This window comes from Neobacillus niacini, from assembly GCF_023715415.1.
GTDB classification, from domain to species: Bacteria; Bacillota; Bacilli; order Bacillales; family Cytobacillaceae; genus Neobacillus; species Neobacillus niacini_C.
In genome coordinates this window covers 59889-83945 of record NZ_JAMBOB010000002.1, presented here as the reverse complement: position 1 = coordinate 83945, position 24057 = coordinate 59889, and the positions used below count along the sequence as shown (strand labels likewise).

General features: G+C 37.4%; 12 protein-coding genes. 1 reads left to right on the top strand and 11 read right to left on the bottom strand.

Going from position 1 to position 24057, the window contains the following annotated elements:
* Positions 1-61: 61 nt before the first annotated feature.
* The 4 genes from M3189_RS03800 to M3189_RS03785 form a co-directional block, all read right to left on the bottom strand.
* A complete protein-coding gene (locus M3189_RS03800) occupies positions 62-1861 on the bottom strand; it encodes a sensor histidine kinase (protein ID WP_251632210.1) in 1800 nt (599 codons plus the stop codon).
* Between the two features lie 6 nt (positions 1862-1867).
* Entirely contained in the window at positions 1868-3439 is a 1572-nt protein-coding gene (locus tag M3189_RS03795) for a response regulator (protein WP_251632208.1), read from the bottom strand.
* A 146-nt stretch (positions 3440-3585) separates the two neighbouring features.
* Positions 3586-4734 carry a glycosyl hydrolase family 8 gene (locus M3189_RS03790; protein WP_251632206.1) on the bottom strand — a complete coding sequence of 383 codons (1149 nt, stop codon included), beginning with the start codon at positions 4732-4734 and terminating at the stop codon, positions 3586-3588.
* A 264-nt stretch (positions 4735-4998) separates the two neighbouring features.
* Positions 4999-5640 carry a YesL family protein gene (locus tag M3189_RS03785; RefSeq protein WP_251632204.1) on the bottom strand — a complete coding sequence of 214 codons (642 nt, stop codon included), beginning with the start codon at positions 5638-5640 and terminating at the stop codon, positions 4999-5001.
* Between the two features lie 231 nt (positions 5641-5871).
* Here M3189_RS03785 and M3189_RS03780 point away from each other — a divergent pair, with 231 nt between their 5' ends.
* Entirely contained in the window at positions 5872-9960 is a 4089-nt protein-coding gene (locus tag M3189_RS03780) for an endo-1,4-beta-xylanase (protein WP_251632202.1), read from the top strand.
* An 85-nt stretch (positions 9961-10045) separates the two neighbouring features.
* On the opposite strand, the gene M3189_RS03775 is transcribed toward M3189_RS03780, so the two are convergent.
* The 7 genes from M3189_RS03775 to M3189_RS03745 form a co-directional block, all read right to left on the bottom strand.
* Positions 10046-14515 carry a hypothetical protein gene (locus M3189_RS03775; RefSeq protein ID WP_251632199.1) on the bottom strand — a complete coding sequence of 1490 codons (4470 nt, stop codon included), beginning with the start codon at positions 14513-14515 and terminating at the stop codon, positions 10046-10048.
* Positions 14493-15239, bottom strand: a complete 747-nt coding sequence (locus M3189_RS03770; protein WP_251632197.1) for a DUF6063 family protein — start codon at positions 15237-15239, stop codon at positions 14493-14495. Before M3189_RS03770 ends, M3189_RS03775 begins: the two co-directional genes overlap by 23 nt.
* The gene (locus tag M3189_RS03765) at positions 15239-16750 is read right to left on the bottom strand and encodes a hypothetical protein (RefSeq protein WP_251632195.1); all 1512 of its coding nucleotides are present in this window, start codon (positions 16748-16750) and stop codon (positions 15239-15241) included. The genes M3189_RS03770 and M3189_RS03765 overlap by 1 nt, the downstream gene beginning before the upstream one ends.
* A complete protein-coding gene (locus tag M3189_RS27085) occupies positions 16741-17814 on the bottom strand; it encodes a Wadjet anti-phage system protein JetD domain-containing protein (protein WP_251632193.1) in 1074 nt (357 codons plus the stop codon). The genes M3189_RS03765 and M3189_RS27085 overlap by 10 nt, the downstream gene beginning before the upstream one ends.
* Positions 17815-18110: 296 nt before the next feature.
* Positions 18111-19589 carry an MFS transporter gene (locus M3189_RS03755; protein ID WP_251632192.1) on the bottom strand — a complete coding sequence of 493 codons (1479 nt, stop codon included), beginning with the start codon at positions 19587-19589 and terminating at the stop codon, positions 18111-18113.
* A gap of 156 nt (positions 19590-19745) precedes the next feature.
* Positions 19746-21533, bottom strand: coding sequence for a beta-glucuronidase (gene uidA / locus M3189_RS03750; protein WP_251632190.1), 1788 nt, complete (start codon positions 21531-21533; stop codon positions 19746-19748).
* 101 nt (positions 21534-21634) lie between these two features.
* The gene (locus tag M3189_RS03745) at positions 21635-23929 is read right to left on the bottom strand and encodes a glycoside hydrolase family 3 C-terminal domain-containing protein (RefSeq protein ID WP_251632977.1); all 2295 of its coding nucleotides are present in this window, start codon (positions 23927-23929) and stop codon (positions 21635-21637) included.
* Positions 23930-24057: the final 128 nt, after the last annotated feature.

The window sequence follows — 24057 nt, the reverse complement described above, 5'->3', positions numbered from 1 at the left end:
TTGAAAGCACCTTCATTATACGATGTAAGGGTTTTCATGAACCATTTAAAAAGTATAGTTATTACTTAATAAAGTATAGTTTTTTTTCTTCATCCTTCGTTTTTACGAATTTTTCCTTTAGTCTTTCTGGGATTTTTATCGTAATCTTTGTTCCCTCGTTCTCTTTACTCTCCAATTCGAACTCAAATTGATTTCCGTAATATAGCTTCAATCGATAGAAAACATTTTTAATTCCTACATTTTCACCTATTTCTTCTTCTTGTTCTAATGATGACAACAATTGATCCCTTTTATCAATGGTCATTCCAGCTCCGTTGTCCATGACAACACATGTTAACAAACCGTTGATAATTGAAATATGTATCATTATTTTCCCATCGTCAGCTAATGGCTCAATGCCATGGATACTTGCATTTTCAATAAAAGGCAAGAAGGACATGTTAGGTATCCAGCAATCCAAAGCTGCATCATCGACGTTAATCTTGTAATCTAATTTGTCTCCAAATCTGTATTTCTGTATTTCTAAAAAACTATTAATAAGTTTTACCTCAGCTTGTACCGTTACCATATCTTTTCCCCATGTCAGCGAATTACGGAAGATTTTCGCCATATTGTGGATGATTTTAGCTGTTTCCATTTCTTGTTTAATTACACTCCTCATTCGTATTGTCTCAAGTGCATTAAATAAAAAGTGAGGATTAATTTGGCTTTGCAGTGCACTAAGTTGTGCACGGTTGCGTTTAATTTCTAAGTCCTTTTTTTGAATATTAGCCACGAACACATCATCAATGAGGTCTTTAATCTTTTGGCTCATCCGATTGTATTCAATCGTTAACTGGCCAATTTCATCTTTGAATTCCTGACCATGAATGATCTCAAAATCCTGATTTTTCATCCTTTTGACATGCTTTAGAACACGGTGGAGTCTCATCAAGAAGGAGCGTGAAATGATAATAATGATAACTGTAGGGAGTAGTAAATTGATACATGCTAAGAGAATAATAAAACGTCCTGAATCATAGACCGTTTCAAGCATCGTTTTTTCCGAAATAGCCCCAACTACCTTCCAGTTATGTAAATACGTACGATCTTTTATATTTGTATTGATTGTAACGGTATGGTCTGGATAACTTATTTGGTTATAGTTTATTGGTTTATTTAACCAATCGAGTCCTTTCTTGGTGGAATATTCAATTTCACCCTCGTCATTTAGAAGGAATAAATCTCCTTTGAACGTTACATTTTCAAAAATTTGTTTAATATTTGCAGGGTTAATTTCAATCCTTACTATTTTTTCCTTATTATTAAAATTAAAATAATCAAGCTTTCGGATGATGGCAAACGTTCTTAAATTAACACCAGCTGGAGAATGAACGATAATCGGTCCAGTATTTCCCTCCAAAGACACCTGTTTATACCATTCAAATTGTTCTATTTCCTTTGTTATAAAATAAACCCCTCCAGAGTAAATCATCGTTGGATTTTCTGTAAAGAAGCGTATTGAATTAATGGAGGGATTGATAGGGCTTGATTGGTTAAACGTTCTGATATAAGTGTTATAGTCATCAATATAGTCAATATCCGTTTTAAAGTCCTTTTCTAGAAAAGAATTAATATTGCTATTGGTATATAGGGAGGAAGATATACCAACTGCTTCGTCGACAATCCTCCCAAAATTGTTTGTAATCTGCTGCAAGGCTAACTTGGAATCTTCCATTTGCTGTTTTTTCACATTCTCAATTGTCATATAATAAAATGTAATATTTGTTAAAACGATGGGAATGAACACAGCAAAAAAATACATGATTAATAACTTATTACTTAATTTAACATTATGAAAGCTTATTTTTCGTAGCATCATTCATAATCACACTTTTCTTTTAAGATGATTCCGATATTCTGACGGTGTTATGTTTTCAATCTTTCCAAAGATCGTAACAAAATAGTCGGTGTTATTAAAACCAACACTCTCTGCAATTTCATAGATTCTATTATCTGACTGTCGCAGTAGTCTTTTCGCTTCATTGACCCTAATTTGCAATAAATATTCCTTAAAATAAATTCCGTATGTTTTCTTAAACAATTGACCCAAATAAACTGGATTCATGTAAAACTTTGCAGCAATCGTTTTTAAACTTATATTCTCATGATAGTGTGAATCAATATATTGTTTAATTTTATAAACTTCACTTTTTGTTGACAGCCTTCTTAATTTAGTAATTTCCTCTTTACTTTCTAATACAAAATCAATAAGCAGTTCCTTTAATTGAACTAATGTGACATTAAACTCTTGTACCTTGAGCATAGTTTGAAAGAAAACTAATTGTGATGGGTCCCCTTCTAATTTTTTGATAAATCTAAAAATGGAATGGACAATTCGGTTTATCGACGAATGTATCGCTGACCTTGCCATGTTTCTCTTGTGAAATTCTTCAAAAATAGAATCTACGATACCTCTAATAGAACCTGAAGACTCATCTTCCATTTTCTCCAATACCAAGTAATAGAATGAATCATCTAGTTCAGTATAATGGAGTGCTTTTTTAGTAATTTCACTACTAAAAATCATTCCATCTTTTTGTACGTATTTGAATTGTAAACCTCTTTGAGCAGTTTCATAAGATTCCTTTAAAATACGAAGGTCAGGAACGGAAGAGCCGATATAAAATGTTACCTCTTCTAAAAGTTGGTTGGAAAGCTCTTCTTTTACCCAATTCACAAATTTACCGACGTTCATTTGAAACCTATTTAAGTAATTAGCAGTGATTAGAACACCCATGCTTCCCTGCTCTAAGTCCTGAATCCAAACTTTTTCCTTTAGGTCACAAACATCACGTATTACTTTGGCTATTTTCTCGCAAACCTTTTTGTAAATTGCAACGTTTTGCTCATATGTATTATTTATTAGTCCATTTACCTCAATAATGATGTAGTAAAATTCCTTTGGATTTCCTAATATAGGTAAATAACCAGCAACTTCCTTTTCATCCGCATTACCAAATAAAAGCTGATTCATAATTTCCTTATATTTTATTTCCCTATCCTTTTCTTGAAGAGTTTTCTGTTTATGAAGTGATTTAGAGAGTACTGTTAAAGTTTGCTCCATTTCCTCTTTATCGATAGGTTTGAGTATAAAATCATGAACACCATATTTAAGTGCCGTTTGAGCATATTTAAAATCACTATATCCACTAATAATAATAAATTTGGGTTGAATTTCTTCTTGTGCTACTATCTTTATTAACCCAAGACCATCCAAAATTGGCATACGAATATCGACTACTACCAAATCAGGCTTTAGATTACGAATGACCGTTAAGGCTTGTTGACCGTTTGAAGCCTCTTCTACTACTTCAAACCCACATACTTTCCAATCAATTAAACTTCTAAGTCCTTTTCGAACATAGATTTCGTCATCAACTAGCACAACTTTGTACATTTCCAATCCTCCCCTTTTTATCATATTTAGTAGAATGGACAGCTTCCATAGACAATAAATCGTTTCCATTTTTTGGAAAAATTAATCATTTTCGAAATATTCTGGAAGACCCCTCAAACGTAACTTTGAGGGGTCTTGCGTGTTTTTTAAGGCTTCCAAATTTTATAATTGCCGCTTAATGCCAATAGGCTAAAAAAGTATAAGCAGTTATCGTAATATCTTCTAACACCTGTTCTTACTGGCGTATTCCAAAATAATTCAACCAACTTTAACCGATCTTGTCCATCGGCTGCAAGAGAGGCAAAAGCATTCGTAGCAAGTAACCCAACGGGGTGTAAGGATTTTTCCTCAAATGGTTCACCTGAAATCTTATAGCGGCGATAATCGGAAAGGTCTTTATCTGAAAAGAAGGCTTGAAGTTTATTTGCCTCTTCTATTTCCCAATCATCCCCTCTAAACCATTCATAATCTAAACCAATATTGGCTGCCACTCGATAAGCATCACTAAAGAAATGACCATATCCTTTTTCATTATTAGGAGTACCATCGTAATAAGCATACTCTGGAGCCAGACCTGTTATAGGATGACAGGAAGTTTTTAAGTATTCTCTGCTTGCTGATGCTGCCTCTTTCCAGAAATAGCGATCCTCTTCATATGCCCACAAAGCAAACAACTCATAGAAATGAGGCAAATGGTAGGATGGGTCAGAGAACTCACAATTTGGAATAAACTTGATTAATTTATTTTCTATGTTCCACATTGGAAATCCAATACCATCTTCACCTTTGTGAAGACAAGTTCGCAGAAGATTTTTTGCTTGTACACTGTAATTTAATGGTTCAGCATCATCACCCCATCGATGTGAAGCAAAAAACAATGCCATAGCAAAAAATTCTTCTCCATCCGGTGCCGGACCAAAGAAATTCTTTGTACCATCCTGGGCACAAGACCAAGCAAAGTAGCCAGCGTTTTCCCCACTTGTCATGTACATGTACTTCATTGTCCATTTCCACAAGCGGTCAAAGACATCTTTATTGTCCATTTGCACAGCCATCATCATTCCATATGACATACCCTCAGTCCGCACATCTAGGTTTCCAGTATCTAGCATGTATCCCATATCGTCTCCTACTGGATAGTAGATTCTAGTGTCCTCGTCCCCATTAAATAACTCATCCCAATTTTGCTGAATTCTTTTTGCAATTTCATCGTCTGTTTTACCAATTTCTTTAAATAGATTACGATATTGCCCAGTATAAAAAGAACCTTCTTGCATTTCTACTAGCTTTGACATATTACCCCTCCAATTTCGCTGCTACTCTATTAAATTAATGAATACTGCCTTTCTTATTGTTACTATTTAAAAATGTGCTGAAAACTTCAGCACATTTATAGAAAATCACATGATAACGCTTACAGGTATTTCATTATATTTTTTTGTTGTTTTTTATTTATGTACTCTGTTTTTTATTTTATTATATCTTCAGCAACTTTGTTTGTCTATCGGACAAACAAAGCTTTTCAGGAAAAAATAATGTTTTATGGACATTGGAACATCCTACTTTTGAGAACTAAGATGTTGCTGTTTCTTTTCTATTCTTCGAAAATTTAAAGCTGCTCCCCACATAATGACAACCGCTATTAAACTCAAACCAAAAAATGGAATTAACCCTGGAATAGCGGAGAAAAAATAACCAATTAGTCCTATCAAAATCAATATCAGAATGGTGATATCAATATTTATTAATCCGATATAAAATGAATTCTTCACGTACTGAAAAACCTTCTGATCAAAATGAACATAAACAGGAAATATATAAAGGAGGGTAATGAAATAAAAACTAGTGATAATTAATAAGGGAATTGTTAATGTATATTGCAGCATTCCCCCAGCACTTGTAATAAATTGATAATCATAATACAAAAACAGACCAAAAATAACTAAAATACCACCAAGCTTATTTACTTTAAAAAACTCATTTTTGTAGATTTGAAAAAAAGTATGAAAGATTGGCAGATCACCTTCTTTATTCACCACCCATTTTCGTACAATGGAGAATAGTGAAACGGTAGCAGGCATAACCCCAAAAACAAAGAGGCCGCCTATGGTGAAGAATATCCATAATAGATTAATATAAGCTAGTTTCATGATCCATTCACAACCAATATAAAGCTTCCCGAACGCCATATTGTTCTGCATTTTGTAAACACCTCGTTCGTGTATGTTTTCATTAATAGTTTCTATTATAAATGCTTTTACGTCAATAAAGTAAATATTCAAAAAGCATATTTACTTTCTTAAGTATTATCTTTAGTTTTTACGGTTCAATGTTTTGGGTTCCAAGCTAGAATGTTAGAAAGAGAGGAGGGACTTTTATTTTGTAAGCGCTTTATCTATTCTAATACTATCCTTTATGGGGGAATGCAGAAAATGAGGGAAAGGTTTAAAAGATTCATTTTAATACTACTTGTAGCACTTTTAATAATTCCGACAAGCTGGATACCAAAGGTTGCAGAAGCGGCAACGAACACTGATATTCCAGTACTTCTGTATCATCGAGTGGTCGGCAATCCTTCCAATCAATGGACGGATACCAGCATTGTACAGTTTGAACAGACCATGAAATATCTAAATGACAATGGTTACCACACTTTGTCTGCAGAACAATATGTGAGCATCATGGAAGGAAAGGAAACGGCCCCTGAAAATCCAATTCTATTAACCTTTGACGATGGAACTCCTGACTTCATTACCAATGCTCTTCCAGTATTGAAGCAATATAACATGAACGCTGTTCTGTTTGTTGTCAGTGATTGGATTGGCAAGGGTTACAGCATGTCTGAAGAACAACTGGAAAGTATGGCTGATGAGTCATCTGTAAGTCTCCAAAATCATACGAAAACCCATGACGGTGCTATTTGGGGAACTGATGGCGGTGTAAGAAGTACTATAACGAAAGAACAAGCTGAGGATCAAATTATATCAGCAAATACTTATCTTAAGAGCATTACAGGTAAAGATCCAGTCCTAATGGCATACCCTTATGGGAGCTATAATGATACTACAAAAATAGTAAACCAAGAAAATGGTATCAAGTACGCATTTAGAGTTGGATATCCTAATGAAGATAATTATGCTATGGGTCGTCACTATGTAACAACTCAGAGTGTGGCTGAAATTGCCCAAATGATTGGCGGCCCTGTACCGGAACCAACCCCAGAACCAGGAAACCAGACAGATACAGAAACGGTTTATCATGAGACTTTTTCAGAAAGTGTAGGAGCTGCCGTTAAATCAGGTGGGGCTAGCTTGACACATGTTAGCGATAAACTGTTTACAGGCAATGATGACGGAGACGCTATTTATGTAAGCAACAGAGCGAATGACTACGATGCGGCTGATTTCAATTTCAGCGATATCGGTCTGGAAAACGGTAAGACCTATACAGTAACCGTGACAGGTTATGTTGATAGTGGTGAAACTGTTCCAGCCGGTGCAAAAGCTGTTCTTTCAACCGTAAACAGCTATACCTGGTTGTCGAATGTAGATTTTGCAGCAGGACAAACGTTCACGTTAACAAAAGAGTTTACTGTTGATACTAGTAAGGATGCAAAACTTCGGGTCCAATCCAACCCGGCAGGGGCAACGGTTCCGTTCTACATCGGAGAGATCCTCATTACTGCGGAAAAAGCGGCTCCTGCACCAGAAACGGATAGAGAAGTCTACCATGAAACCTTCGCAAACGGTCAAGGTTTTGCAACCAAATCAGGTGGCGCTACCCTTACCCCTGTAACTGAGAAAGTGTTCACTGGAAATAATGACGGAACTGCTATCTATGTCAGCACTAGAGCAAACGACTGGGATTCGGTTGATTTCAATTTCAGCGACATCGGTCTGGAAAACGGTAAAACCTATACGGTAACCGCAACAGGTTATGTTGACAGTAGCGAAACTGTACCAACCGGTGGACAAGCTGTGCTTTCAACCGTAAACAGTTATACCTGGTTGTCAAATGTAAATTATGTAGCTGGGGAAGCATTTATTTTAACAAAAGAATTTACTGTTGATACTAGCAAAGATTCAAAACTTCGAATTCAGTCTAACTCAACAGGAGCAGCGGTTCCCTTCTACATCGGAGATATCCTAATCACAGAGAAGTTAGCTTCTGGTGGCGGTGAAGAGCCAGAGGATTCAAGACCACCTGCGCAAGATTTCACAACGATTACCTTTGAAGATCAAACAACAGGCGGATTCGAAGGCAGAGCTGGTACTGAAACGCTGACTGTTACCAATGAAGCGAATCATACTGAGGGCGGTACCTCCGCTTTGAAAGTTGAAAACAGATCAAATACTTGGCATGGTCCCTCATTAAGGGTAGAGAAATATGTAGACAAGGGATCGGAGTATAAAATTTCAGCATGGGTCAAGCTGATTTCACCAACCAGTTCACAGCTTCAACTATCCACACAAGTTGGAGAAGGTGACGGCGCTAGTTATAATAACCTACAAGGAAAAACAATCAGCACTGAAGACGGCTGGGTTCAGTTCGAGGGAACTTACCGGTATAGCAGTGTAGGCAATGAGTTCTTGACCATTTATGTGGAAAGCTCAAATAACAGTACAGCATCATTTTATATTGATGATATCAAGTTCGAGTCTACTGGTTCGGGACCAATCGAAGTTCAGGATTTAACACCGATCAAGGATGTTTATAAAGACGATTTCTTGATTGGTAATGCAGTCAATACTTCAGATTTTGAGGGCGATAGACTTAAGCTTCTCACTATGCATCACAATGTTGTCTCTGCAGAGAACGCAATGAAACCAAGTTATGCCTATAACGAAGCAGGAGAATTTGATTTTACTGCTGAAGATGAACTTGTCGATAAAGTTTTAGCACAAGGACTTAAAATGCATGGTCACGTGCTCGTTTGGCATCAACAGTCAAATGAATCACTGCACACTGGTGAAAATGGTCAGCCTTTGAGTAGAGAAATTGCACTCGATAATTTGAAAAATCACATTAAAACTGTGGTAGAACATTTTGGTGAAAAAGTGATTTCTTGGGACGTTGTCAACGAAGCTATGAACGATAACCCGCAGAACCCTTCAAATTGGACAGCGTCTTTACGTGATTCCGGTTGGAAAAGAGCAATTGGAGATGACTACATTGAACAGGCTTTCTTAGCGGCAAAAGAAGCACTCGGTGGTAAGGATGTCAAGCTTTACTACAATGATTACAACGATGACAATCAGAACAAAGCTGAAGCTATTTACCAAATGGTGAAAAAAATTAATGAGAAGTATGCAGTAGAGCATCCTGGGGAACTACTCATTGACGGTATCGGCATGCAAGCACACTACAATAAAAACACCAATCCAGAAAATGTTAGACTCTCTTTGGAGAAGTTTATTTCCTTGGGTGTTGAAGTAAGTGTGACCGAACTTGATGTTACAGCCGGAACCAACAACGTTCTTACTGAGAAAGAAGAGCTTGCGCAAGCATTTTTATACGCTCAATTGTTCCAGATCTACAAAGAGCACGCCGAGCATATCTCTCGCGTAACCTTCTGGGGATTGAATGATGCAACGAGCTGGAGAGCTGCTCAGAGTCCATTATTGTTCGATAAGGACTTGCAAGCAAAACCAGCTTACTACGCTGTCATTAATCCGGATAAATTTATTGCAGAAAATGCCCCTCAAGAAAGAGAAACTAATCAAGGAACGGCATTGTTCGGCACACCTGTAATTGATGGAACTGTAGATGGTGTTTGGAGCCATGCAACGGAACTGCCGATTAATCGCTACCAGATGGCATGGCAGGGAGCAAATGGCGTATCCAAGGTCCTTTGGGATAATGAAAACCTGTATGTTTTAATCCAGGTTAGCGATTCACAGCTTGATAAATCAAGCCCAAATCCATGGGAGCAGGATTCAATCGAGGTATTCGTGGATGAGAACAATGCAAAGACATCTTTCTACGAAGATGGAGACGGACAATATAGAGTAAACTTTGACAATGAGACTTCCTTCAATCCTGTAAGCATTGCAGAGGGATTTGAATCTAAAACCCATGTATCGGGTAATGGCTACACAGTAGAAGTGAAGATTCCGTTAAAAACTATTACTCCCGTAAACAGCACGAAGATTGGTTTTGATTTACAAATCAATGACGGCAAAGACGGTGCCCGTCAAAGTTCTGCCACATGGAACGACATGACTGGTCTCGGATATCAGGATACATCAGTGTTCGGCGAACTAACACTTGTAAAAACAACAGATACAAAACCTGAGCCAGAAAATCCAGAACCGACTAATCCAGATCCAACTAAACCGGATCCAACTAATCCAGAACCAGCTAAACCAGAGCCAGTTAAACAAGAAACAGTTAAACAAGAAACAGTTAAAGGGCAAGAACTACCTAATACTGCTACAAATACATTCAATTATTTACTAGCAGGATTGCTAATGCTGCTTTCTGGAACTATCTTGTTCAGAATTAAAAGAAGAAAAGTATAACAAGAATCCAAATGGAGAAGAGACTGATAAGGTTATCAGTCTCTTCTCCATTTGGCGAGTTTTTTACGCTCAATTTACCATTTTGTTACCTTACCTGAGCGACTTCCTCTCCCTGGTAAATCCGAAATGCAGGAACAATGGTGTCCGAAACAATTTCTTTTCCTTTTTCACGAATGAAGTCTAATTTGTAATAGGATTCAAATCTTTGGCTTATTTCTGTTTTCACCAGTTCAGGCGGCGTAACGACGATGAATTGGAACTTTAGTTTTTCGGCAACAGCAAAGATCGGGTCTAGCACATGTGCAGAAGCCGCTTGTCCGAACGGATTATCACAGACTAATGGAACCCAGCTTTGATCTGTTTCACTTTTAACGGATAATAACATCATCATCATTACCATTCTGGCTGATAACTTTTGTCCTCCACTGCCATCCGATTTTGTCTTCGAACCTTGATTAATCGTCTGCCAGGTTGAATAATGCTCTCTTTGCGGCTTTCCGTACATAAAGGCATTATCTGTTCTCATATTATAGACAAGCAGTTCAGGATAACGATTTCTTAGTGATACAAACAAAATTTGTTCATCACTAATCAATTGTTTGATTTCTTCATCTAACACTCGATTTTGATCATCGATTAGATCAAATTGTTTGGTTATTTTGTTAATGGCCGCTACAAAATGCTGCTTCAGCAATGGCTCAATATCTTCAGGTTTTTTAGGTAAAATATCTTCTTTAAGCTGAACGAGTGGAAAGGATCCACGTTCATTCTTCAGCTTCATTTTCGCAACCATCGAACGAATTGCCTCTGAAATGCTCATCACTTTCATGCTGGCACGGCTAGCCCAGAAGTTTTGCGCTTTTTCTGCCCTTTCCTTATCGCGTTCCAATTGCTCTAATCCACTTTGCGAAAAACGCTTCATATTTTTAACAATGCTTTGGATATGCGTATAGTGTCTGGTATCCATATGGTCAAGCGTTGTTAATACTTCATTTTTAAAACGAATCTCCCAGTCTTTGCCTTCAATGGTTAGTTTTAAATTCCTTAATGATTGATCGATTTTCGCATGTTTCTCTTGGCCTTTTTCTTGTATTGCTTGATGTTCTTCGCACCAGGATAAGATACATGCCTTTCCTTGACTCTTGATTTTTTCTACATCCCCATTTGTAAATACTCCCGCTTCTTCCTTTAGAATGACAGAAAGTGTTAACAAATCTCCTTCATAACCAGTAATATTCGTTTCAGTTTCCTTTTTACGTTTCTCGGTTTGCTTTACTTCCTCTTTCATCACCTTGGTTTGGTCTTTAATTTCTACTTCTTTTATAGCTAAGTCCAGATCAGCCCATTCTTCAGGCTGTTTTTCATGCTTCTCTATCTTTTTGCCTGACTTTTCACGTTGTTCAGTTGCATGCTTTAAGGTCGTTTCTGCAACAGTTACAGCCGTTCCTTGATCCCGTTCATCTTTTTCCGCTGTCTTTGCTTCCTTCTGTGCAGTTTGCAGCATGTTTTCTAAAATACTGATTGGTTCTGAAGGTTCCGGAACATCCTTCCAATCCTCGTTATGAGTAGTAAGTTTCTTCTCTAATTTCTTTTGCTGCTTTTGTTCTGTTTCTTTCCTTGCTTGAAGAACGAGAAGTTCTCTAGCTTGTTCTTCTTTTGATTTTTGCAGCTGCTTTAACTCTTCAATATTTCCATTTATCTCCTGTAATAAATGTAGAGAAAGATGAGGAACGTCTTCGCTAAGGTCCGCTTTTTGATCAGATGGGTAAACGGCTTCTTCAATAAAGAAGGATAACTCCTTGATATTTTGTTCAGTTGTAAGCTTCCATTCTACATAGGTTTGATTCCACTGATTCTGGAGGTCAACCATATTTTGATACTCTTTTCCTATTTCCTGCTGCTGAATAGTCAAGGCATCCTTTTGTTTCTCTTTCTCGTGTTTGACCCGTTTACTTTCTTGGTGAAGCGTTTTTTCTTGATCAAAAGCCTCTAATGTTTCTACATCTTTTGTCAGCTTTTCTATCTTGTCTTTTGTTTTTTCCAACTGTTCCTTTATACCAAGCTGTAATTCTTTTTCTTTATCCACTTGGGTTTTGGTTTCCTGTAATTTCGTTTTCTTGGAAAGAAGAGCATTTTGCTCCAGTCTCCAAGCTTTTTCAATATCACTAGAAAGCCTACCCAATAGAAACCGATCAATTTCTTTTAAAATTCGACGTAACGAGGTTTCTGTTTTTTCAATTTCAAGGAGAACATCTTTCTTTTCTTCTATTTGTTTTGCAATCTTTATTTTCCATTCGGTGAATTGGTTTTTATTCGATAGTAGCTCCTTCTCAGTCCCGTTAATGATTACAAAAGATGATTGGTGATTTTCGCTGTTCATTTCCTCACGCAAGAAAATCGGAACAGGACTTTTAAACATTCTACCTGAAAGTACCTGCTGATTAATTCTTTGCCATTGCTGCCCACTTACGACTAATCCATATGGAAGAAGCGGATTTGACATCAGGCAGCTCGCCATTTCCTCTGTCCCTAAGGACTGAAGAAATTGCGTTCCATAAAACACATCAATCCCAGTTTTTTCATCAATCCATTCCTTTAATTCTTTCACGTCCTTATTTGCGACCCAGAAAGGCTCATCATTTAAGGAATGGTCGAGTTGTGTTTCCCAGAGCTCTTTTTTCAATTGTTCCGCTTGTTGACGGTTTTGGTTCAATGTTTCTTCTATTTGTAAGCTATACTTTGATAATAGAGAAGGAGTAAACGGTGTTGTAACGTCTTCTACTATACCAAGGAGCCTATCTAAAAGTTTTGCTTCTTTTTGCTTTTGCACTTCATTTGCTGCGTTTAATTCTTCACATTTTTCTTCTGTAAACTGAATCGATTGAACGAGAGTACCATGTGAAGCTGCAAGCTGATTTTGAAGTTCACTAGATTGTTTATCTTTTGCTTGTAACTCTATAACTCTAGCTTTTTTATCTTCAATTTGTTTATGAAGATTCTCTTTTAAGCCCTGAAAGTCGTAGCTTAAGCGGTCTCCGAAGGCCTTGAGGAGTGCGGCCTCCTTCGTCTCAAAGCTATGCATTTGTGTATATAGGTAATCAATTTCTGTACTAAGCTGGGCAATTTCTTTTGTCTTTTGTTTATCCTGCTGCGCGAGTTCTGTTGCTTTTTTCTTTAAATACTTTTGATACCCCAAGTATTGTTTAACACCATCTTGGATGGATTGATAAGATTGCTCCCACTGTTTTCTAGCACTTACTTTGATTTCATCCATTCTTTGATTCACTTGCTCTAAGCCGCTATTTTGTTCCAATGTCGCAATCTGCTGTGACAGAGAGGTGATACTTTGTTCGTTTTCACTCCACTCTTTTAATAAAGCCTGGAAGACCAATTGTTCCTTTCGTTCCTGTTTCTCTTTAACAATGTCTTGTAGTGAAGTATGTTTAACTCTTTCTTCGGCTAATTTCTTATCCCAATCCATGACATCTCGATGAGCTTTTGCAAATTCTAAATTATCTTTTTGAAAGCGAAGTTCTGCCTGCCTTATGATTAATTTTTCCATATTTCTTTCAATAGCAAGCAAACTTTCCTCTTCCGATTGCTTCAAATGCTGCAGCGCACCAAGGAGTTGTCTTCCTGTCTGTGTACTTGCATGAACGATTTCTTTATGTTCTACCCCTTTGGCTAAGTTCTCTTCAAATGGAACAATATCTTCTAAAAACTCTTTATGGGCTTGCTCTCTTTTTAAAAGAACAGGCAGGTCTTTCGCAATACTTGCCTGACTCTTGAATATCTCCACGAGATCGTCCTTTTGATGTTCGGTTCGATGTAAGACTTGACTCACTGTAGGAATGATTCGTTTTTGGAACAGCGAATGATCATCCTCAGCTCCCTCAAAGTATTTCCCAACGCCGCCTTCATCCTTGTTAATATCTTTCATAATATCCCAGTCTTTACGGTTAATTCCGTATGTATCAAGGATTCGGTAGTGCTTCTTCGTATCTCGGTAAACATCATATCCATTCCATTTTAAATAGTCCTTCAAGCTTTCACTATCAGCAACTTCATCATTTTCATAAAGTGGAATATGCTCAAGCCCCGCCTCTTCTTTACGCTCAAATTCTCTAGTATAAAAGGTAATATTGGGGAGAATCTTTGCTTCCTGTTCCAAGGTTTTATTTTCATTTCCGCTTTCTTCACTCATTGAAATCCGCTGTTCAGCTGAAAACATTCCACCCGTTATGAGATGGCGGCGATCTGCACCATCCAATTCCCATTGAATGAGGACATGAAAGGTATAGGGAATAAATTGCTCTTTATTATTAAAGAAAAACTGCTGATAATATCGATTGTTCTGCTTACCCCAGGAGGTTCCAGGTTTAAGGATTTGGAAAATCGTTTGAAGAAATACACCTTTCCCGCCGCCATTCATCATGGCAATCAGGCCATTCGTTGATGTCTCATCATTATGGAAATTAAATGTGGTATCTTTATATTGCTTTTGCATGCCATCATACTTCAGGTTGACAATTCTAATTCGATGGATTTTCGGCATGCTCATCCTCCTCTGTAGTCAGTAACTTTTTGAATAGTTCATAACGATCATAATCGTGATACAAGTATTCAATTCGCTCAAAAAGCTCAGTTTTTGGAATCACTTTTGGTATATCTTCCCGATCAAGAATGACGATTAGTCCTTCAGTCTCTAATACGCGCATTGCTCCGGCAATTAATCCGATTCTCGTTCGTCTATTGCCTTTTTTAAGCCCATAGTCGTCTGTATCAACCTCCATGTATTTCCATGTGGTCACAACTTCCTTCATATCAATTCGTTCTTCTTCACCGAAATTCGGGTGGACCTTAAGCATACTATCCCATTTAATAATAAGGTCATTGACTTGCCGTTCTAATGCGTAGTAACTAATCCCTTCCCTTTTCGTACGTATTTTTGCAGCCTGATTGAGATCGATGGCTGCTAAAAAAGCCATAATGACAACACTAATCAGATGGAAGTGTTTTTTCGTTTCCACTTGCTTATGCTTTTCTTTCAAATGGGTAAAATTTGTAGCAAAGACAGAGCCGGTTGGCTGGACAACTAATTGGATGCGCTTAGGCGATTCAATGATATATGTACCGGATTCGTCTGCTAATAAAAGCACGGTCTGCCTCACTTCCGGATCAAAATAAGTTTGGAAGTGTTCACTATTTTCGTCGATGACTTTATCCTTTAGTAGAGTAAAATAGACAGCCGATGCCTTTTTAATACTATTTGAATTCATTAATTTCCCTCCTGTACACAAATCTTAAATGGGGTAATTTTCATTTGATACCATAGGAAGGGCTCAGCTTGATGGTCAAATTTTGTAAAACTCTTTGAGCCTTCAAACACTTGAAATTGCGGGTATTCTTTCATTAATTTAGATAAAAGAATTTCTCTCTCATCGGATAATGTTTCTTCCTTCCGATGCAGCACTTGAACCTTCAACGGCTTTTTATCGAACATCATCCACAAATCAATACTCTCGGATTCTTCGAACCATAAATCCTGCACTTCTAATGGCAGCTCTTTTAAATCCGTTAATGAAAATTCACTGTTTGTTTGTAAAAACTGAAATACATAACTCCATGCTTTTATAACTGAATCCCAGTTTGTCACTCGCAGACGTGTAATGCTTTCATCTGCCTCTTCTTCGATTATCGTCTCGGTTATCTGTTTTTCGTCGAATTCTTGTTCACCCCAAATCCAATCAAGAGGCAAAATAAATTCATTCTTCGGTGAGAATAAAGGAGAAAGCACTTTTTCGATGACTGTGAAACTAGGAACGCCTTCCTTCATGAACCAATTTTCATAAAAATGCTCTCGAAATGAAACCAGGCTTGTTTCCCAAAATAAGGAAGGGTTTTCCGCTTTTAATTTCATCTCATAGGAAATATTTTGAATGACAAGCTTTGCAAAACGATCATGCAATTGTCTTGTATGACCAATTTTTTCTTGGAGAAGGATTAATTCCTTCTGAATCGAATCATCTTCTTCATTCCTGCGTTTCGTTTTATCGATCATACTCGTAATTGTACGGAAGTGAGTTTTTTCTTCTTCAAATTGCTTCTCAATTTCAACACGATTGTCGGCTCTTTGCCATTCTTCTTCAATTAATAAGATTTTGGGATTGTTGATCATTTCCTTTTGAAAAGAAAATTCATTTGCCATTAAGCGGTTCACGCGTGAAATGAGGTGATCGAGGTTTCGAGTTGCTTTTCGAAAATTACCATTCTTAATCAGCTGAATACTATAAAGTTGTTCAATGGTGATGGAGAATTCCTCAGCCATTTCCCTGCTCATAAAAATCATTTCCTGAGCGACATCAGTGAGTTTATAAACAATCGATCCGCCTAGCTCTAAATTTGTATATAATTCATCCATGGTCACATAGCGGAATGTTTGCGTCTCCCAGGATTGTCTTATTTCATCATAATATAAGGCTTCGAACGGTTTACTATACTCTTCTTTTCCCTGGTACAGGAGCCCGCTGGTAATCCGTTCAATTTGCTTTTCGTCTGCTAACAGTTTCATTTGTTTGATAGAGTCTTCCACCATGTATTTAATATCTGATTTCCTTCTGAGATCATCATCATTTAATTCTCGATAAAAGATGGTGAGGAGCACTTGCATGAGAATGGTCTGGATATGAGGCTTCAGTTCACCTACTTCCATTCCTCTCCCAAGCTCAAACAATGGATTTAATCGTTGCAGGCGCTTGCCGAAGCCTTCCCATGATTCGTTCACTGCCATCGCCTCCATGTTTCTATTGTTAAGACTTCTTGCGGAATCCGTTTATTTTCCTGCCATAATTGTTGTATTAGTGCTTGCTCCTCTTCCGTAAACCATTCAAAGAATGAATCACGGAATTTAATGTTTTGTGTTTGACCTCGTTTTTGGTCATTTCTCTGTTCATAGCAGTCAAGCATTTTGCGATAAATTTTTAAGGCAGGCTGAATACAGCAATCCGGGTATTTTTCTATCAGCCTACTAATGATCCCGTATCCCGCCGCATCTAGGTCTCCTGCGTAATAAAATAGATAGTTGTTCGGTGGAAACATTCGGAAGAAAAAGGAAAAACTTCGTTCAATTTTCGTTCCTTCACCATAAATTATCAGTTCCGGTTCATAATCAAGTTGGTTTAATTCCAGTAATTTTATTGAAGTATGGAAGAATGATAGATTTTCAACAATCAATACCCGCTGAATATCTTTTATTTCCTTCCCTTGTTTTATCCAAAATACAAATGGCTCCCATAAATTCACCATTTTAAGCTGCTCTTCTGATACTCCAATTCTAGCTAAAAACCCTTTTCCGTCAGGAAAGCTATCACTGTCTAGTAAGAATTTTTCATGACCAAAGAGTTCTAGGCTTCTTTCCTCAAAAGACACGATTTCTCGTACCTGGCTAGTCTGCAGGAATTTATATAATTTCTGGATGCGATCCCATTCATCTAATGTCTGCCATTCGGGATGATGTTCATAAAAAGAAAAATCAAACTGATCACCTAATTTCATCATTTCGAGGCGATCCCATTTGTTTTCCTGAACTTTTATATTAACCCAGTAAAATTGCGCAAGTGCAGGAGTTCTTCCATTATATTGATTATTTAGAATAGGGATAAGTATTCCCTCCGCTTGCAAGGTTTCAATGGAACGGAAAAACAATGTATACCCGTCCATTTCGAAATAATCATCCAAAAGCCTGCGCAGCTGAATCTCCAAATCATTTATATTGATCTTCTTTTTTTGTTTAGGGTGTTGGATATCGGCAATAAAACCTCTCACCCGAGTTTCAATGATGTCGATTGTACTCACCTACTTAGATCTTTTCTAACTTCATAGAGTTCTACTCCTGTTATCCAATTTGGACATCCTTTTATTATAAACTAGTTGTGGTATGGTTGGTAAAGGAAATTTTCTTACTATAATGACTCGGCTGTAAAAGAACAAATAAAACTTTTTCAATCTCACCAAGGACTGGAGTATCGGTCGGGAAATTCAGATTTTCGGAAAGGGACGCTCCTTCGAGGAGCTAGTATGAAGCATGTGGTTATAATACAAAAAAAACTCCCAGAAGTATTAATTTCCAGGAGATAAAATCGTTTTCATTTTTAACTTGCTGCAATTTCGTCTTTTTTAACTTTTGCTTTCTTTTGTGCAATTCCCTTTTGAATCTCTACCATTCTCTTTGCATCAAGGTTATAGAACCTCATTGCTGTAATCGAAACTATTAAGCAAAGGGCTGGTATACCAAATGCTAAAACTAAAGTTGTCACAAACAATGGTGTTGTTAAAGCATCCCCAACTTCAGGGAATTTCGATTTGTAGCCAATAATTGCGACAACAGCTCCTACAATGGTAGGTGCTAATGATGAAACGAGTGAATCAATAAAAGAGAAAATCGTTCCAAGCATACCTGGTACATACCGTCCTGATTTATGTGTTTCATAGTCTGAAACATCTGCAATCATAGGAACCACTAGTGTTGTTGGGATATTTGCAAACCCTATTGCTACTGAATATAAAACTAAGAATAAGATAGTCGTAAAACCAATATCCTTAAGTGAGATTGCAGATGGATTATCTATAAGCAAAAATAAAGCAATTAAGGCTGCAAAGGACAGTATTCCGATCCACGCGGAAGTTACATATGATTTTTTCAACCCAGTCTTCCTTGCAATATTAACCACGTAAAATGTTATTAATAGAGTTGGTACAATTGTTATCATACCAACGGTACCACTTAGCGCATAATCACCTAGTAAAATCCCAAAAAACATAACACCTACTACATTATAACGAGCAATACCCATCGCTAGTTTATCAAATGAAGCTGAAATCGAAAGCATTTGTAATGGCCTGTTATCTTTAATAACACCCCAATACTCTCGTAAAGTGGTCTTTGTTCCTTCCTCTGCTAATCCATAGAATTCCTTCTTATCTCTTGACCATATACCTGCGATAGCAAGTACAGCACATATACCTGAAACAATAAGCCCATAACTATTCAATTCCATAAATAAAGGTAAAGTAAAATTGCCGTGCTTAGCAATTAGATAGTTTGAAACAAAAATTTGCCCGCCCGTGAAAACTCCAATGTTATAAATACTATCAAAAATGGCATAAAGCGGACGCTGCTTTGGATGATTCGTTAATACCGTTTGACCTGCTTTTGTAACACTTGCTTGTAATGAATAACCAATTTTATTAATAACTAACATAGCGGTAAAGAAAATAAACTGCATTGAATCTGGCAACATATGCGTTACAGTATAGATAATAATGATTGTACCAGCCGAAATGATATTTCCCAATACAATTAATGGCGTATACTTACCAAACTTTGACTCTGTTTTATCGATGATATAACCAATGGCAGGATCAATTACCCCATCAAATACTCGCGCTGCCATTAAAACCGAACTGATTATCATAACAGCAAGTCCTGCAATCCCTGTAGCATAATAAGTGACAAACGCTAGGATAAACGCATGAAGATTCGTTGATGTGTTGTTTAGGGTAAAAAAGGCTATTTGCCATAGTTTTGCTTTATTAGTTGTTTCTAAATTGTTCATGGTTGAATTTAACATGATCACTACCCCCTTTTGAAATAAACCGCTATCATTTAAAAAGATAAATTATTCCCCTTAGCTAAAACCCTTTATGAAAATTTACAATTCAGAATATTTACAATACCAAAGTGATGATTGAGTCACCCCTTTGACATTGTGAACCCCTTTGTGGTTTTAACCTTTATAACCAAAGTCCGGTATACTTGTCCAACGTCTGCGCAACTCGTGAGCTGCATATTTTGGTTTCCTATCACGTGTGAAAATACCTTTTTTGTTTCCTTGGACACGAACAATTCCTTGGCCCGTTGCAAAATCAGCAAAGTTCCAAACCTGCTCGCCAATGAAATGGTTAACTTCATCAAACACTTCGTGGTTTGCTCTATAGAATTCTACTTGATATTCTTCCGTAAACATAACTGCTTCTACATCGTGCAAACCCGCAACCGTATCAGCACCATACTCAGTCATCATAAATGGTTTGTCGGGGCAGCGATTTAGCCATTCATTTAATTCTGCGCGAAGTTTTTCTTTTGCCATGACCAAGTCACCGCCATCAACATACCAGCCATAATAGCGATTAAAAGCAAGGACATCCAGCAATTCCGCTACTTGATCCTTTTCAGGAGAAGATTGTATTTCAGTAACAATCGTAACAGGACGTTTTTGTGGGTCAAGTTCCTTTGCCAGCTCGACTAGCGGTTTAAAGTAATCATATGCACCCTCTTCTTCAGTTGCGGCTTCATTGGCTATATTCCACAGAACCACAGAAGGATGGTTTTTATCACGTAAAATTAGTTCCTTGATCACCTGTTGATGATGCTCAAATGTTTTAAGCTCCTTCCAGGTATCCCGTTTAGTTCCGCCGAGAAACACAACCAACATATTTAAGTGCATACCCACTGCTGGTACTTCATCAATGACGACAAACCCCTCACGGTCAGCAAGTCGCATGATCTCTTCTGAATACGGGTAATGGGCCGTACGGAATGAATTTGCTCCACTCCATTTCATCAGATTGAAATCCATTACATTCGCAGCTTCATTAAACCCTCTTCCATGAATCGGTGTATCTTCGTGTTTGCCAAAGCCTTTAAAATAGAATGGCTTTTTATTGATAAGAAACTTACCATCTTTTACTTCTACCGTTCTAACACCAAACGGCTGTTCATAAATATCGACAGTTTCCCCATCCTTTTCCAGCTCAACCTGAAGTGTGTATAAATATGCATTTAATGGCTCCCATAGCCTTACAGTGGGGATGTTAATTTTTCCGGTAACTCCTTCTGTCTCACCTACTACAACACCAGATTCGTCTATGGCCTTTACTTTTACTTGTGCAGTGCCAGCTTTCTCAATTGAATAGTAAACCTGTCCATCTACTTCCGTAACAATCGTTACATCCTTAACATAAGTAGTCGGAGTAGTATAGATTTTCACTGGACGGTGCAAGCCAGCGTAGTTAAAGAAGTCAAAATTTGGCTGATTGCGTATTACTTTGCCAACACCAGGAATATCCTTTTCTATGACTGTGCCAACAGGTAAAGTTGAGTAATCAAGAATATTGTTGACAGCAACCGTTAATCGATTTTTCCCTTTTTGTAAAAACTTATTTATATCTTCTTCAAACGGTAAAAAACCGCCCTTATGTTCTACAACTAGTTCACCATTTACAAATACCTTAGCTAGATGTGTTGCAGAACCGAATCGCAAAACAACACGCTCAGATTGAAGTATAGCGGGGACGGAAAATTCCCGCTCATACCATACCCAGCCAACATGATCGCGAATACTAGCATTAACTCCAATATCATTAAAGGAGGATGGTACAGCCATACTGATGGTGTCTGTTAAACCGTTTTCATACCATTTTTCCTTTAGTCCTTCACCACTATCTAATTTAAATTTCCAGATACCATTTAAGTCGATGATAGTGCGAGTGTCAGTTATAATTGGGTATAACATGCTTGATTGACTCCCTTTTTCGTCGATTTTTCTCTAACCAAAATCCTCTACCCTTACATTTAATGTGTTAAACAAAAATCTAATGGTAGCTTGCACCTCTTTTAAAGGCTTACATAATTAGTAGAATTAAGTTCCTTAATAAGTTCAGTTAGTTTGTCTTCGGTAATATCTCCACCACTAAAATTCATAAGAGCACGCAAAGGCATGTATTTTAACATCGCTTCCATCATTTCTGCACCCTCACCGTGATTGGATTCTACAGCAAATAGGGGACTTCCTTTTGTTAACTCACTAATTAGAGTCTTAGCCTTTTCTCCTAGAATTGGATCGGATAAAAGATCTCCAACCGTTGAATTTCGGTGAACCTTCAAGAAAACTGGAGTAGTAGATTGAACCATAATTTCTTCTGTTAGTTCAATTTCTCTTGACGATTTCCCCACCAAAATTTCAAATTCTCCTGATTCTACATACCAATCCTTCAAATCCGTATTGTAATATGCAAATGAGCGTTTATCCAATTCAAAGGATATGGTTTTGTCTTCCCCAGGCTGTAAGGAAACCTTTCCAAAGCCTTTTAATTCTTTTTCAGGGCGAATTACACTGCTTTTTATATCTTTAACATATAACTGAATGATTTCTTTTCCAGGAACTTTTCCGGTATTTTTCACATTCACGGTTACTGTGACAGTTTCTGTATCTTTTATTTCTTTTTTATCAATTACAAGGTTTTTATATTCAAAGGTTGTATAGCTTAAACCATATCCAAATGGAAACAGCGGCTCAATCTGTTTTGTATCGTAATAACGATAACCAACAAAGATGCCTTCTTTATACTTAACTTTATCTCCCTCTCCCGGAAAATTGAGATAAGAAGGATTGTCACTTAATTTTAATGGAAAAGTTTCGGCAAGCTTTCCACTTGGATTAACCTCACCAAATAGGATGTCTGCAATCGCACCTCCTAGTGCCTGTCCTCCCAGGTAACCTTCCAGTAGACCCTTCACCTGATCAAGCCATGGCATGACAACCGGTGCCCCATTACTTAGCACAACAACTATATTCTTTTGTACTTCAGCAACTGCTTCGACTAACAGACGCTGATTTTCCGGTATATTCAGATGCTCTCTATCATACCCTTCAGATTCATATCGGTCAGGAAGACCTACAAACAATACAGTTATATCGGATTTTGCTGCGGTTTTCTTTGCCTCTTCAATTAATTGATTATCGATTAGATCCTTTTCAAGATGATATCCTTCGGCGTATAAAACGTTCACATTTTGACCCGCTGTTTTCTCTATTTCTTCATAGATATTTTCAAGCTTTGTCGGGTTAATGTGTGAGCTGCCTCCGCCTTGATATCTTGGTTTTTTCGCAAATGAACCAATAAACGAAATGGTTCCTTCTTTCTTTAACGGCAGGATATTATCTTCATTCTTTAATAAAACCATACTTTCACTTGCTGCTTTTCTTGCAAGCTTATGATGTTGTGCTTTATCATAGTCAGCGTTTTCTTTTTTGTTTTCTACTGCCATTAAGATAATCCGTAGAATTCTTTCAACCGCCTTATCTAGTTTATCTTCTGAAAGCTGACCATTTCTTACAGCATCGATGATTTTCTTTTCACCAATCCCACTGCTTGAAGGCATTTCCAGGTCTAACCCGGCAACTAATCCGTCAACAGGTTCATTAACCGCCCCCCAGTCAGAAACAACAAATCCTTCAAATCCCCACTCATCTCGCAGGATGTCAGTTAACAGAGTTTTATTTTCTGACGCAAAGTCTCCATTGACCTTGTTGTATGCGCTCATCACAGTCCACGGCTGCGCTTCCTTTACTGCGTTTTCAAAGCTGGCCAAATAAATTTCCCTTAAAGTCCTTTCATCCACAATCGCATCGGTGGACATTCTTCGATGTTCTTGATTATTTGCAGCGAAGTGCTTAAGAGATGTCCCAACACCCTCGCTTTGAACACCCTTGATATGGGATGCAGCCATTTCAGATGAAAGGAATGGATCTTCCGAAAAATATTCAAAGTTTCTGCCACAAAGAGGTGAACGCTTAATGTTTGCTCCAGGTCCTAGAAGTACTGCCACATCCTCTGCTTGGCATTCCTGTCCTAATGCAACCCCAACTTCATTTATTAACTCTTTATTCCAAGTACTAGCTAAACCCACTGCAGATGGGAAACATGTAGCAGGAACACTGTCAAACAGCCCTAAATGGTCTGCTCCCATTTTTTGTTTACGGAGTCCATGCGGACCATCAGTTACCATTATCGAAGGTATTCCCAGTCTTTCAATACCTTTTAAATGCCAAAAATCTAATCCAGAACAAAGACCCGCTTTTTCTTCCAAGGTCATTTGTAAAATTAATTGTTTTATATCTTGATTGATCATAACAACCTCCAAAAGGATAGTTTATTTCGTAAACGTTTTCCATGACTTGATTATAAGGAATAAGGATTTATAATTATGGTATATTTCAAATATTTTTTGTGTATTTCAAAGACGAATTTTTACAA